This window comes from Paenibacillus sp. ALE3 (genome assembly GCF_054113405.1).
This window is the reverse complement of record NZ_CM134214.1, coordinates 205,001-218,750: the sequence shown is the minus strand read 5'-3', so window position 1 is coordinate 218,750 and position 13,750 is coordinate 205,001. Positions and strand designations below refer to the sequence as shown.

The 13,750-nt window shown below is 45.9% G+C and carries 11 protein-coding genes and 2 rRNA genes (1 of these 13 only partly in view); all 13 read right to left on the bottom strand.

All coding sequences use genetic code 11. The annotated features are described in order from the left end of the window. Window positions 1-20 precede the first annotated feature (20 nt). Window positions 21-497 (bottom strand): 2-C-methyl-D-erythritol 2,4-cyclodiphosphate synthase, encoded by a 477-nt coding sequence (ispF, locus tag ACXHJ2_RS00905; RefSeq protein WP_013373286.1) that lies wholly within the window; start codon window positions 495-497, stop codon window positions 21-23. After that, window positions 494-1,192 carry a 2-C-methyl-D-erythritol 4-phosphate cytidylyltransferase gene (gene ispD / locus ACXHJ2_RS00900; RefSeq protein WP_013373287.1) on the bottom strand — a complete coding sequence of 233 codons (699 nt, stop codon included), beginning with the start codon at window positions 1,190-1,192 and terminating at the stop codon, window positions 494-496. The genes ispF and ispD overlap by 4 nt, the downstream gene beginning before the upstream one ends. 70 nt (window positions 1,193-1,262) lie before the next feature. Beyond that, window positions 1,263-2,348 (bottom strand): PIN/TRAM domain-containing protein, encoded by a 1,086-nt coding sequence (locus ACXHJ2_RS00895; protein WP_165084294.1) that lies wholly within the window; start codon window positions 2,346-2,348, stop codon window positions 1,263-1,265. A gap of 190 nt (window positions 2,349-2,538) precedes the next feature. After that, window positions 2,539-3,285, bottom strand: a complete 747-nt coding sequence (pssA, locus tag ACXHJ2_RS00890; protein WP_013373289.1) for a CDP-diacylglycerol--serine O-phosphatidyltransferase — start codon at window positions 3,283-3,285, stop codon at window positions 2,539-2,541. Between the two features lie 54 nt (window positions 3,286-3,339). Further along, on the bottom strand, window positions 3,340-4,416 hold the full coding sequence (disA, locus tag ACXHJ2_RS00885) for a DNA integrity scanning diadenylate cyclase DisA (protein ID WP_013373290.1): 1,077 nt from the start codon (window positions 4,414-4,416) through the stop codon (window positions 3,340-3,342). A gap of 12 nt (window positions 4,417-4,428) precedes the next feature. Further along, window positions 4,429-5,802, bottom strand: coding sequence for a DNA repair protein RadA (gene radA / locus ACXHJ2_RS00880; RefSeq protein ID WP_013373291.1), 1,374 nt, complete (start codon window positions 5,800-5,802; stop codon window positions 4,429-4,431). Between the two features lie 242 nt (window positions 5,803-6,044). Further along, window positions 6,045-8,489, bottom strand: a complete 2,445-nt coding sequence (gene clpC / locus ACXHJ2_RS00875) for an ATP-dependent protease ATP-binding subunit ClpC (RefSeq protein ID WP_016818634.1) — start codon at window positions 8,487-8,489, stop codon at window positions 6,045-6,047. Window positions 8,490-8,533: 44 nt separating this feature from the next. Next, complete coding sequence (locus ACXHJ2_RS00870) at window positions 8,534-9,598, bottom strand: protein arginine kinase (protein WP_165084298.1); 1,065 nt, start codon at window positions 9,596-9,598, stop codon at window positions 8,534-8,536. 29 nt (window positions 9,599-9,627) lie between these two features. Then, the gene (locus ACXHJ2_RS00865) at window positions 9,628-10,152 is read right to left on the bottom strand and encodes a UvrB/UvrC motif-containing protein (protein WP_013373294.1); all 525 of its coding nucleotides are present in this window, start codon (window positions 10,150-10,152) and stop codon (window positions 9,628-9,630) included. Window positions 10,153-10,236: 84 nt separating this feature from the next. Then, complete coding sequence (locus tag ACXHJ2_RS00860) at window positions 10,237-10,701, bottom strand: CtsR family transcriptional regulator (RefSeq protein WP_013373295.1); 465 nt, start codon at window positions 10,699-10,701, stop codon at window positions 10,237-10,239. Between the two features lie 538 nt (window positions 10,702-11,239). Next, window positions 11,240-12,427, bottom strand: coding sequence for a GNAT family N-acetyltransferase (locus ACXHJ2_RS00855; protein WP_165084296.1), 1,188 nt, complete (start codon window positions 12,425-12,427; stop codon window positions 11,240-11,242). A gap of 163 nt (window positions 12,428-12,590) precedes the next feature. After that, a 5S ribosomal RNA gene (gene rrf, locus ACXHJ2_RS00850) occupies window positions 12,591-12,707 on the bottom strand. Between the two features lie 78 nt (window positions 12,708-12,785). Next, window positions 12,786-13,750 (bottom strand): 23S ribosomal RNA (locus tag ACXHJ2_RS00845) (it continues 1,960 nt past the right edge of the window).

The following is a 13,750-nucleotide window of genomic DNA, read 5'->3' as shown; positions in this document are numbered from 1 at the left end:
ATTACTCAAGATGATAGCATTTACTTGATTAGACAGACAACCGATTGAGCCGCAATTCCCTCGCCTCGCCCGGTAAACCCGAGTTGCTCCGTCGTTGTCGCCTTAACATTTACCTGGGACGACTCCTCTGCTTCCAGCACCCGGGCGATGATTTCATTCATCTGCGGGATGTACGATGCCATCTTGGGCTTCTGCGCAATAATCGTAGAATCAATGTTCCCCAATCGATATCCCCGCTCTTTAGCCAGCCCCCACACATGCTCCAGTAGCTTCAGGCTATCAGCGTCCTTAAATTCAGGGTCATTATCCGGAAAATGCTTTCCGATGTCTCCCAAGCCAAGCGCGCCCAGGATGGCATCGCTAATGGCATGCAGCAGCACGTCTGCATCGGAATGACCTAGCAAACCTTTTTCATACGGAATATGTACGCCTCCGATGATGCATGGCCTTCCTTCCACCAGCTGGTGGACGTCAAACCCTTGCCCTATTCTGATCATTTGATATCCTCTCCCTCTGTCTTTACCCATAACTCCGCCATCTCCAAATCCTCAGGCGTAGTAATTTTGATGTTTTTATAGCTGCCTTGGACGACAGTAACTGGAATGCCTAGCCGCTCCACCAGCATAGAATCATCTGTCCCCAAAAATCCTGACTGCTCCGCTTCCTCATAGGCCCGCAGCAGATCGGAAAGACGAAAAGTCTGTGGCGTTTGAATACTCCACAGACTTCGGCGATCCGGCGTTGCTGTAATGATACCATCCCCGTTCACTTGCTTGATCGTATCCTTTACAGGTACTGCCGCTACAGAAGCACCAGTACGCTGGGCAGCCTCCAGGCATGAACGTACAAGCTCAGGTTGAATCAGTGGACGCACACCATCATGCACCATCACCCAATCTGTTTGCAAGTGGCGCAAGCCGCGATAAACCGAATGCTGGCGTTCACTGCCACCAGCCACCACTCGTACATTTTTGCTGATCTTGTATTGATGAACCCAGTCTCTGCAACGTTCCACATCTCCAGCTCCAGTAACCATCACCATTTCATCCACTTCAGGCATTGCTGCGAATATTTCAAGTGTATGTATGAAGATGGGCTTGTCTCGCAAAAGCAGAAATTGCTTGCTCTCCTGCGTTCCCATACGGGAGCCGCGCCCGGCCGCCACAATCACGACTCCTACCTGATTGTTCATTCAAATAACTCCTGCCCTGATCGCACTTGGACGATCCGTATGATAACACATCTACTTCATCATACCTCGTTTATTGAGCTTTTTCCAATAATTTCGGTTTAGCAAAGATCATGCGACCCGCAGAGGTCTGAAGTACACTTGTGACCAGCACTTCCATGAGAGAGCCAATATAGTCACGTCCACCCTCCACAACAATCATCGTACCATCATCCAGATAAGCTACCCCCTGCCCATGCTCCTTGCCGTCTTTGATAATCTGCACCATAATCTCCTCACCGGGCAGTACGACAGGCTTCACTGCATTCGCCAAATCATTAATGTTCAGCACAGACACACCTTGAAGTTCGCATACTTTATTCAGGTTAAAATCATTAGTTACAACTTTACCCTGCAACACCTTTGCAAGCTTAACCAGCTTACTGTCGACCTCTGAAATTTCCTCAAAATCCCCCTCATAAATGAGCACATTCACATCTAGTTCTTTTTGGATTTTATTCAAAATATCCAGACCCCGCCGTCCACGATTACGCTTAAGTAAATCTGAAGAATCTGCGATATGCTGAAGCTCCTCCAACACAAATTCAGGAATCACAATGGTTCCTTCAATAAACCCTGTTTTGCAGATATCCGCAATACGCCCATCTATAATGACGCTGGTGTCCAAAATTTTATGTTCCTCCAGCTTGCGTTCTTCTACATCCGCTCCCCGACCAAAAAAGCCTGAACTCCAAAAGCATGACAACTCGTCCCGTTTTTCTAGCCCTACCATCAATCCCACATATCCGCATACCAAGGTAACCGCGGTCTGGATAAGTAGACCAGGTGCCCCCAATCCTGAAAAGAGTGGGTAAACTGCCAAGGAAAGGATCAGCCCCACTGCTAACCCCATCACACCTGCCATCATCTCATTCATCGGAATTCGTACCAAGCCTTCAATCCCCTGCTGCAATCGATTCGCCACGGACGCCCCTGCGAATGAGCAGCCAACCATAAATAGCACTGCTCCCGCTAACATCCAAACAGCCATTCCTGGTAAAGAACCATCACTCAACCATTGTGGCATCCACGATACGATGCCTCCTATCCGCTGGTATAACGTATAGCCAAACCACGCGCCGCACAATCCTGTAAAAGTTAAAATAGCCTTTCTCCACATTGAGTTTCTATACCTCCTTTATTTTCTTTTCAATAGTCTGCTATTTATTGGATACATAGCACTTCCCTTACCAGTATGATCCATTTCTCGCATAACTAACCCTGTGTTTTCACTTTTTATGCATAAAAAAAGCATTTATCTCCCTGAATGAATCAAGGAAATAAATGCTTCTTCTAGTTCTTGTCTGACACTAACGTTGCGAATGACGATATTGGTCGTCCTGTTCTTCTTGATTAGAACGATCTCGTTCCCGTCCACGTCTGCGTGATAGCTTCCGAATGTTCAGCTTCATACCGTACAATGCATATAGCACCAATGGTACAAAAATCAGCTTCGACAGCTGATCAGGAAATTTAACGGCCAGAAACACCGCTGCAATTACGACCCATGGAGCAATCCAGATCGCTTTTTTCGGAAGACCGACCTTTTTGAAATTCGGATATCTCATGGAGCTAACCATCAAATAAGAGACCAGCAACATGGCAATCGACATGTATAACAAAGAAATCTCGTTATGGAATAAGGACAAAGTGGCTAATACGCCACCTGCTGCCGGAATGGGCAGACCTGTGAAATAACCTGGTACACCGGGACGTACGTTAAAACGAGCCAAACGCAATGCTCCGCACATCGGAAAAATGGCTGTAACCGTCCAAGCGAGAGCCGAATTCGCATCATGAAAAGCAACCATGTACATAATAACTGCGGGAGCAACACCAAAAGATATCATATCTGATAAGGAGTCCAGTTCTTTACCGAATTCGCTCTGGGCATTCAGAGCCCGGGCCATCCTTCCATCCAGTCCGTCCAACAACATGGCGACAATAACCATAATAGCGGCAAGGCTGTATTTTCCGTCTACGGCCAATAAAATGGCGATCATTCCGAGAAACAAGTTACCCAAGGTACACATGTTCGGAATTGATTTGGTAATCATCTCTTCACCTCAATGTATGAATTGTTCCATTATAATCCTTTCACTGTATTACATTTACATTTGTCTGTCAATGAAAACTTGTTCCTGCAAACGTTTAAGCCCTTCTTTAATCGTACGTGCACGAACCTCTCCTATGCCATCTACTTCATCTAGTTCTTCAATCGTTGCTGTCATGACATGTGGAAAACGTCCAAATCGCTCCACCAGATTATGAATAATTACATTTGGCAAACGAGGTATTTTGTTCAATACCCGATATCCGCGTGCAGCAATATATTCTTCTGATGTCGCTGCTGAAGAAGGGTAGCCTAATAAACGTACAATATGATTTACATCCAGTAATTCGTCGTCCGTAGAACGTTTGAGTCCCAATATAATTTCACGAATCTTCTCGTCGCTGTCGTCTTTGGCATAATCCTTATACAGCAACCAAGCTTCTTCCTCGATATTGCTGACAAGCTCCTCCATCTGCATGCTAATCAGCCTGCCCTCATTTCCGAGCTCGTTAATAAATCGTTTGATCTCCATTTTGATGCGCAGCACCATTTCGATCCGTTGAATGACATTAACAACCTCTGGCATGGTAACCAGCTCTTCGAATTCAGATGCAGTTAAATTGGTTGAGGCTTGCCCCAATACGGATCTATATTTTTCCAGCGTCTGAATGGCCTGATTGGCTTTCGTTAAGATAACCCCGATTTCCTTGAGCGCATACCGTAAAGTCCCCTGATACAACGTAATAATATTACGACGCTGGGAAATAGACACAACCAGTTTGCCAGTCTGCTTCGCAACTCGTTCCGCCGTCCGATGCCGAATCCCTGTTTCTATGGACGAAATGGAGGAGTCAGGAATCAATTGCGTATTGGCATATAAAATTCGTTTTAAATCCTCGCTCAATATGATTGCGCCGTCCATTTTAGCCAGCTCATACAAATAGTTCGGTGAAAAATCACAATTAATAGAGAAACCGCCATCCACGACTTCCATTACTTCCGGGCTATAGCCAACGACCAGAAGAGCACCCGTTTTGGCACGCAAAACGTTTTCCAATCCGTCGCGAAAGGGAGTTCCCGGTGCCACAAGCCGCAGCAAATCGTTCATTTTATCCAGTTGGCTCGCTTCCTTCATTCTCAATGCCCCCTAATCTAATGCAGCTGCCAGTGCATCTGCCACCGTTCCAACTCCTATAATTTGTATCCCTTTCGGATGTGTCCAACCCTTTAAGCTTTTCTCGGGCATGATCACCCGTTTGAAACCTAATTTCTCCGCTTCTCGCACTCGCTGTTCTGCTCGGGATACAGCCCGCACCTCGCCTGTCAGTCCTACTTCACCAAAAATCACATCATATGGCTTGGTAGGAGCATCCCTAAAGCTGGAAGCAATGCTCACCGCTATAGCTAAATCCACCGCTGGTTCATCCAGCTTTACGCCTCCAGCAACGTTGAGATAAGCGTCCTGGTTTTGCAAAAACATGCCCATCCGCTTTTCTAGGACGGCAATGATTAATCCCATCCGATGATGGTCGATCCCCGTACCCATTCGGCGTGGAGATGGAAAATGTGTAGCTGCAATTAGTGCTTGCAGTTCAACCAATACAGGTCGGGTTCCCTCCATACTGGCAACGACGGTGGAACCAGCCACCCCCAGTGGCCGTTCGGACAAGAAAAGTTCAGAAGGATTCGCCACCTCACGCAAACCACTTTCAGCCATTTCAAAAATACCAATTTCATTCGTAGAACCAAAGCGATTCTTAACCGCACGCAACAGCCGATACGTATGATGTCGCTCTCCTTCAAAATAAAGTACACAATCGACCATATGCTCCAACAAACGCGGACCTGCAATAGCGCCTTCCTTGGTCACATGCCCTACCAGTACTGTAGCAATACCTAATCCCTTGGCAATCCGCATAAATCGTGAAGTACACTCGCGCACCTGAGCTACACTACCAGGCGCACTTGTCACCTCAGGCAAATATACAGTCTGTATCGAGTCGATGACCAAAAACTCTGGCTTCAAGCTGTCTACTGCTTCTTCAATCGTCTCCAAATTCGTCTCACATAATACGTACAGACTGGGAGACAAGGCACCGAGGCGATCTGCACGTAGCTTTGTTTGGCGGACGGATTCCTCACCAGACACGTAGAGTACCTTTAAACCAGTTAAAGCCAGCTCATTAGAGGTTTGCAGCATAAGCGTAGACTTGCCGATCCCCGGATCACCACCCACCAGAACAAGTGAACCTGGCACCACACCTCCACCAAGTACACGATTTAATTCACCAATTCCCGTCAAGATTCGTGTTTCTTTGCCACTTTCCACTTCAATAATAGGAAGCGGTTTGTCTTTTGTGCTATGAGTAAGAAGGGAAGATCCCATTCCTTGAGTTTTTACAACGCTTTCCGTTTCTTCGACCATGGAATTCCATGCCTGGCATCCAGGACATTTTCCGTACCATTTAGGCGATTCATAGCCACATTCCGTACAGGAAAATTTAGTTTTCACTTTAGCCATACTTTATTCCCTGGCTCCTTCTTGACGACGATGATGTCGAATTTATCTTCACACAGCACCTGAAAGAGCTGTAACAATAAAAGTTTACCATTGAAGCTTGGCGGACGTAAAGCAATATCACAAACTTTCCCAAAGCTTTTAGCCTACCCTTTCAAGGTATTCAATACACAAAAAGGGTGCCTTCGCAATAGCTTTCCAGCCTGCGAGACACCCTTTTCTAATGTTTTATTTACTAAACTGCTTTAGGACTTCGCGGATACATTATCCTTTTTCGTTACTGTCAATGCACCGTTCTCTTCATCAATGTAGAGAGAGTCGCCTTTAGAAATGTTTCCAGTCAACAGTTCCTCGGACAGGCGATCTTCAATATGCTTCTGGATTGCACGACGCAATGGACGCGCACCATACGCTGGATCGAAGCCTTCCTTGGCAAGGAAATTCTTAGCCTTATCTGTCAACTCAAAGTCCACCTCATACTCATTCAGACGCTTACGCAGCTCCTCAGACATGAGTGAAACAATTTCGGCAATATGTTTTTCTTCGAGAGAATGGAAAACGATAATTTCATCTATCCGGTTCAAGAACTCAGGACGGAAACTTTTCTTCAGTTCATCCATCACTTTGCCCTTCATGTTATCGTAATCCGCCCCAGCGTCCACAACAGCTGTAAAGCCAAGCGTGGAGTTACGTTTGATTGCCTGCGCACCAACGTTGGAAGTTAGGATGATAAGTGTGTTACGGAAGTCAACAACACGACCTTTGGAATCCGTCAGACGTCCATCCTCCAACACTTGCAGCAGAATATTGAATACTTCTGGGTGTGCCTTTTCAATTTCATCCAGCAACACAACAGAGTAAGGCTTACGACGTACCTTCTCAGTCAGTTGACCGCCTTCTTCATATCCAACGTACCCTGGAGGCGCTCCTACCAGACGGGATGTGGAGTGCTTCTCCATATATTCGGACATATCAATACGGATAACCGCATTTTCATCACCAAACATAGATTCAGCCAAGGCGCGTGCCAGCTCTGTTTTACCGACCCCAGTTGGACCGAGGAAAATAAAGGAGCCGATTGGACGCTTCGGATCTTTCAGACCGGCGCGTGCCCGGCGAATCGCCCGGCTTACTGCCTTAACAGCTTCGTCCTGCCCAATCACCCGTTCATGCAACAGTTGCTCCATATTCAGCAAACGATGTGTTTCTTCTTCTTTTAGCTTGCTGACTGGGACACCAGTCCAGATGGCAACAACCTGAGCGATATCCTCTGGTGTAACTTCGGAATCTGTACGCCCCTGTTGTTCTTTCCATTGGTTTTTAGTGACATCCAGCTCTTCACGGATCTTTTGCTCTGTATCTCTCAGCGCAGCTGCCTTTTCAAACTCCTGACTTTGTACCGCTGAATCTTTTTCCTTACGGATATCTTCCAGACGGTTTTCCAGCTGTTTCAGGTTTGGCGGTACTGTATAGGAATTCAGCCTTACCTTGGAGCCCGCTTCATCAATAAGGTCAATAGCCTTATCCGGTAGGAAGCGATCCGTAATATAACGATCTGACAATCTTACTGCAGCTTCAATAGCCTCATCCGTGATTTTTACACGGTGATGCGCTTCGTAACGGTCGCGCAGACCATACAAGATTTGGATTGCTTCTTCTGGAGAAGGTTGATCCACTGTAATAGGTTGGAAACGACGCTCCAAAGCAGCATCTTTTTCAATATATTTGCGATATTCATCCAGCGTAGTAGCACCGATACATTGCAGCTCGCCACGTGCCAGAGCAGGTTTCAGGATGTTGGACGCATCAATTGCGCCTTCCGCTCCACCAGCACCAATCAGCGTGTGCAGCTCATCAATGAACAGTACGATATTTCCGGCTTGACGAATCTCGTCCATAATCTTCTTCAAGCGATCCTCAAATTCACCACGATACTTAGTACCTGCTACTACAGAGCCCATATCAAGTGTCATTACGCGTTTGTCGCGCAACGTTTCAGGAATCTCATTCGCTATGATTTTTTGTGCCAATCCTTCGGCAATCGCTGTTTTACCTACCCCAGGTTCACCGATCAAAACAGGATTGTTCTTTGTACGGCGGCTGAGCACTTGAATAACGCGCTCAATTTCCTTGCTACGCCCAATAACGGGGTCCAGGTTATTTTCCTTCGCAGAAGCCGTAAGATCGCGTGCCAGACTGTCCAGGGTTGGAGTGCTGACATTAGCGGGAGCACCGTGATGGCTGGAAACCGCCTCGCTGCTGCCGAGCAATTGAAGCACTTGCTGACGCGCTTTGTTCAAACTGATACCCAGGTTGTTCAGAACACGTGCTGCCACGCCTTCACCTTCACGAATAAGACCTAGCAAAATATGCTCGGTACCTACATAGGTATGACCCAATTTACGTGCTTCATCCATAGACAGCTCAATGACTTTTTTGGCACGTGGAGTATAGGCAATGTTCGTCGGTTGCTCTTGACCGCGTCCAATCAGTGTTTCCACTTCATCCTGGATTTTCTCCAGTCCCAGCCCTAAACCGATTAAGGCTTTCGCTGCTATTCCTTCGCCTTCACGAATGAGTCCTAGCAAAATGTGCTCTGTGCCAATGTTGTTGTGTCCCAATCGAACAGCTTCTTCCTGGGCCAAGGCAAGCACTTTCTGTGCACGTTCCGTAAATCTTCCAAACATCATATATCCTGCACCTCCACAATGTGTATTTCAGATCATTCTATATATTAAAGGGTTGTGCCTAATTTTTGCCGGATCAGCTTCGCCCGGTACATATCGCGCTCACCGGTATTCATTTTATCCCCAAAGCTTTTTTGCAGAAAGCCAGGTTGCGTCATCACATTAAGCTCATTCATCGCTGCAATGGAAGGACGCTCCAAAATCCCTAAATCTACACCGAGACGTACATCGGACAGCCGCTGTGCAGCCTCCTTGGAATCCAAAACTGCTGCATACGACAAAATACCGAATGAACGCATCACCCGATCTGTAATCCGCAGCATGGATTCATTCATCAATCGTTCTCTGGCAGAACGTTCGTGCTCTATAATTTGCAGCACCACGCCATGCAGATTCTCAATAATTTCTGCTTCGGTTTGTCCCAGGGTAATCTGATTAGATACCTGAAACAAATTTCCAACTGCTTCACTGCCTTCACCATAAATACCGCGAACCGTAAGACCTACCTGTGAAACAGCGGACAATATACGATTGATTTGATGAGTCATAACCAATGCGGGCAAATGCATCATCACCGAAGCTCGCATACCTGTGCCGACATTCGTCGGACAACTGGTCAGAAACCCTCTCCGATCATCAAATGCATAATCAACATGAGCTTCAAATGCATCATCAATGACCATAGCGCGTTCCCAGGCTTCTCTCACCTGAAATCCCGGATATAAGCACTGAATACGCAGATGATCCTCTTCATTTATCATAACACTAACTGATTCATCATCACTAATCAACACAGCACCGTTGCGAGATTCGTTCGCCAAATTAGGACTAATTAAGTGCTTCTCAACCAGTACCTGCTTGTCGATCTCATCCAACTCGGATATTTTCAAGGTATGAAAAGTACCAAAACGACGCAAATCATCATACTGAAGGATATCCGTTAAGCGTTGAAGCACTTCTTCCGACTGCTGATTGGTAGCAAGCATGGGAAAAGGCAGATGCTGCAAGTTACGCGCAATTCTTACCCGGCTGCTAATGACAATCTCCGAATCCGCAGCATCACCACGCATCCAATCACTTAGCGGCTTTTCCGTAAATCGGATATTGGGCATCACGCATTCCCTCCTACTCTTCACAAACTTTACTCTTCAGTCATTTCTTTTTCAAGCTTTCTGATTTGATCCCTAAGCTCAGCAGCTGATTCGAATTCTTCCTGTACAATGTGTTGTTGCATCTCTTTTTTCAAATCATCAATTTGCCGTTTAACCTTTAATCGGCCTCCAGTACGGACCGGAACTTTCCCAACATGACTCGTACTACCATGCACACGCTTGAACAGAGGGTCCAGACGACTATCAAAATATTGATAGCATGATGGACATCCAAAACGTCCTAGCTTACTAAACTGTGTATAAGTCATACCGCAATCCTTGCATTGCAGATTTTGGGGAACAGTGTGACCTGAAGACTGGCTCTTTGTGCTGGAGTCAAAATCCAACATCCCCGACAACAAGCTATGAATCGAAAAGCCATTAGGTGTTCCAGGGATCATCTCCCCTTTTTCCTTCGCACATGTCTCACAAATATGAAACTCTGTCTTTTCGCCATTCACAATTTTGGTGAAATGCAAAGTTGCCGGCCGCATATTACATTCTTGGCACAGCATAAAAGCACCTCCTTCAACGTCAGGATTTTTACAAATCCCTACATCTGAATTGCAAATCTCTATTCACTGGTTAATGGATACTAGCTATTTGGCCGCCAGCAACGAGATCAGCATAGCCTTAAGCAATCTTGCTCGCAGTTGGTCACGATAGGGAAGCTTTAGCAATAATGTATCTCTTGATAAAGCAGCCTTCATTAGACCAGCTTCCCTTTTGCTTAAAAAATGAGCTTCCTCTAACTGATAAATCAGTCCTTCTGCTGCCGATTGGCTAATTTCCTCCCCGATGCTCTGATGAAGGTGTGTATGGATCGCATGTTGTGCAGGTAATTGAATTCGCTGAATTCGAATGTAGCCTCCACCACCGCGTTTACTTTCCACCACATAACCTTTTTCCAGCGTAAACCGGGTACTAATTACATAATTAATTTGCGACGGTACGCAGGAAAAGCGGTCAGCCAGATCATTGCGCTGAATCTCCACTAAGCCTTGGGGACTTTCCAGCAGCATGCTCTTCAAATATTGTTCAATAATGTCGGAAACATTGCGCATTTCATCATCCTCCACTAACGGAAACGCAAGTATTCAAGTACATTTCACGCTCCACAGAGTCCGCCGTATATTGAACTTAACCAAACGATATAGTCACGAATCTAAGCTGCATTCAGGCTATTGCCTGTTGTACATCCATTGGAATTGTACCGTTTCGTTTCTAGTGTGACCTTTATTTGCGATAAATCATACACTTCACTTCTGTACATAAGAAGCAGCTCCTAACTATACGCAAATCAGGTCGTTATTTTTACTTTTTTGCTGTCAAATTGTTATATACGGCCAATCCAACAACATAATACTTTTGTGGAATCACACTGATTCCAATTGACTTTGACTTTCTTTGACTATATTCGTATTATAGCACAAATTTCATTTTTGCCAAGGGGTCAATACCATTTTTCGCAATCTAATTATGTTTTATACCATATTACAAAAAACTCTTCCCATTATGGAAAGAGCTTTGAGTAATTATGATAAACCACATCCAATTGGTTAAAAAAAAGTTGGAAATTAAGAAGAACCAATTGGAGCTTTATCAGAAAAAATCCAATAAGAACGTTTGTTTTATTGGTATTACACGTTTAAGTGCAGCCACAGACTTACTGCTTCCTTCAATACGCCCCCAATTAGACAGGTTATCAGCTTGCTGGTAGCCGAGCATTAAAGTTGTTAATGACTGAATCCCCAGTTTCAAGTCAGCTGCTAAGGCGTTGTCAGATAAATTGCTTGTATCCACTCTTGCCAGATGTCCTTGCCCCTCCCTAGTAATTGTTAATCTCCATACTCCTTCATTCCAAGGGGCATACCGATCTGTCAGATGTAAGGTCAAACTTGTTTCTTCTCCAATCTGCTCAAAAGGGTATCTCTCTACAAAAGCAACTGCATCCACAATACGCCCCATAAAATAAGGCACCGTTTCCTGTTGAATTCGCGGATCATCGAGTAAAAAGGGCAGGTTGTCATCTGCTGGAACGTAAATAAATTTACCTTGGGTTATCATTGAGTCATGATTTGCAAAATAAGTCCACAAAGCCCGACGTGCCGTCTCATTTTCATATACCAACTCATCACAATTTAACTGTTTATCTTCTATTTTGTATAGTGCATATCCCTGAGGATTGCCTGCATCCGTGTAATATACTACAGTTCGATAATTTTCATTTAAAATCCGTTCCTGCCACCATTCCTTATCTCGTACCAGCGTACCATTGTAACGTGAAGCATACGATTGATACACTTGGTCCAATTCTGAAATATTTTTGATATCCCGTTTGACTATACCTTCTGTTTTAAGTTTAGCAGGGAATTTATCAATTGGAATGACGTACTTTTTGTACTCCGTATATGTTTCCCATCCAAATTTACGATAAAAGGCAAATGAGAATGGATGCAGAAAAGAAAGGCTTTGTCCTGCAGTCTTCATCTCTTCAAGCGCATGCGTCAACAAACGTGAAACCATCCCCCCGCGACGCTTTTCCGGCCACGTTGCCACACCAGCAATGCCCCCCATATCAAAAACCTGACCATGTATGTATACTTGTAGCGGCAGCAAAGTCAGTTTAGCATTCAATTCGTGCCCGTCGAAGATTCCCCATGTTTGTTCTGGTTTGAATTTCTTCTTAGCTTTCTCCAGATCCTCCGGGGGCATTGTAAACTGAAAAGCATACTGGGATAATTCAATAGCTGCTTCAAATTCCTCACGTTGTAATTGCCTGATCTTCATAACTTCGTCACCTCGCTCGTATACTTGGACCTTTTAAAAAAATACGCACTTAGAGTGTCGCAAAGCATCTTCTCTCTGTCAACCTTAGAAGCAGGTGTCCATCCACAAAATACATAAAAAAAAGGATGATAACCTGCTAAGGTTATCATCCTTTTTCACTTTTGCTTGGCAACGTCCTACTCTCCCAGGACCCTGCGGTCCAAGTACCATCGGCGCTGGAGGGCTTAACGGTCGTGTTCGGGATGGGTACGTGTGGAACCCCTCCGCTATCGCCACCAAACATGAATTTGCCTCGCAAATTCTAACTTCAAGGTTACACCTTGAAAACTGGATCCGAAACTTCCTTGCGCTTTATCTTTAGGATAAGCCCTCGACCGATTAGTATTGGTCAGCTCCATGCATTACTGCACTTCCACCCCCAACCTATCTACCTCGTCGTCTTCAAGGGGTCTTACTAATTGGGAAATCTCATCTTGAGGGGGGCTTCACGCTTAGATGCTTTCAGCGCTTATCCCTTCCGTACATAGCTACCCAGCGGTGCTCCTGGCGGAACAACTGGTACACCAGCGGTACGTCCATCCCGGTCCTCTCGTACTAAGGACAGCTCCTCTCAAATTTCCTACGCCCACGACAGATAGGGACCGAACTGTCTCACGACGTTCTGAACCCAGCTCGCGTACCGCTTTAATGGGCGAACAGCCCAACCCTTGGGACCTACTTCAGCCCCAGGATGCGATGAGCCGACATCGAGGTGCCAAACCTCCCCGTCGATGTGGACTCTTGGGGGAGATAAGCCTGTTATCCCCAGGGTAGCTTTTATCCGTTGAGCGATGGCCCTTCCATGCGGTACCACCGGATCACTAAGCCCGACTTTCGTCCCTGCTCGACTTGTAGGTCTCGCAGTCAAGCTCCCTTCTGCCTTTGCACTCTTCGAATGATTTCCAACCATTCTGAGGGAACCTTGGGGCGCCTCCGTTACTCTTTAGGAGGCGACCGCCCCAGTCAAACTGCCCACCTGACACTGTCCTCGCACCGGATCACGGTACCAAGTTAGAACCTAGATACGATCAGGGTGGTATCCCAAGGATGCCTCCTCTCAAGCTGGCGCTCAAGATTCAACGGCTCCCACCTATCCTGTACAGATCGTACCCAAATTCAATATCAAGCTGCAGTAAAGCTCCATGGGGTCTTTCCGTCTTGTCGCGGGTAACCTGCATCTTCACAGGTATTAAAATTTCACCGGATCTCTCGTTGAGACAGCGCCCAAGTCGTTACGCCATTCGTGCGGGTCAGAATTTACCTGACAAGGAATTTCGCTACCTT

What these genes read in the sequence shown, in the direction of transcription:
- clpC (WP_016818634.1), bottom strand. Translation starts at nt 8,489, where the DNA reads ATGATGTTTGGAAGATTTACGGAACGTGCACAGAAAGTGCTTGCCTTG.
- ACXHJ2_RS00895 (WP_165084294.1), bottom strand. Translation starts at nt 2,348, where the DNA reads ATGTGGAGAAAGGCTATTTTAACTTTTACAGGATTGTGCGGCGCGTGG.
- radA (WP_013373291.1), bottom strand. Translation starts at nt 5,802, where the DNA reads ATGGCTAAAGTGAAAACTAAATTTTCCTGTACGGAATGTGGCTATGAA.
- ACXHJ2_RS00860 (WP_013373295.1), bottom strand. Translation starts at nt 10,701, where the DNA reads ATGCGCAATGTTTCCGACATTATTGAACAATATTTGAAGAGCATGCTG.
- disA (WP_013373290.1), bottom strand. Translation starts at nt 4,416, where the DNA reads ATGAAGGAAGCGAGCCAACTGGATAAAATGAACGATTTGCTGCGGCTT.
- ACXHJ2_RS00855 (WP_165084296.1), bottom strand. Translation starts at nt 12,427, where the DNA reads ATGAAGATCAGGCAATTACAACGTGAGGAATTTGAAGCAGCTATTGAA.
- ispF (WP_013373286.1), bottom strand. Translation starts at nt 497, where the DNA reads ATGATCAGAATAGGGCAAGGGTTTGACGTCCACCAGCTGGTGGAAGGA.
- ACXHJ2_RS00870 (WP_165084298.1), bottom strand. Translation starts at nt 9,598, where the DNA reads ATGCCCAATATCCGATTTACGGAAAAGCCGCTAAGTGATTGGATGCGT.
- ispD (WP_013373287.1), bottom strand. Translation starts at nt 1,192, where the DNA reads ATGAACAATCAGGTAGGAGTCGTGATTGTGGCGGCCGGGCGCGGCTCC.
- ACXHJ2_RS00865 (WP_013373294.1), bottom strand. Translation starts at nt 10,152, where the DNA reads ATGCTGTGCCAAGAATGTAATATGCGGCCGGCAACTTTGCATTTCACC.
- pssA (WP_013373289.1), bottom strand. Translation starts at nt 3,285, where the DNA reads ATGATTACCAAATCAATTCCGAACATGTGTACCTTGGGTAACTTGTTT.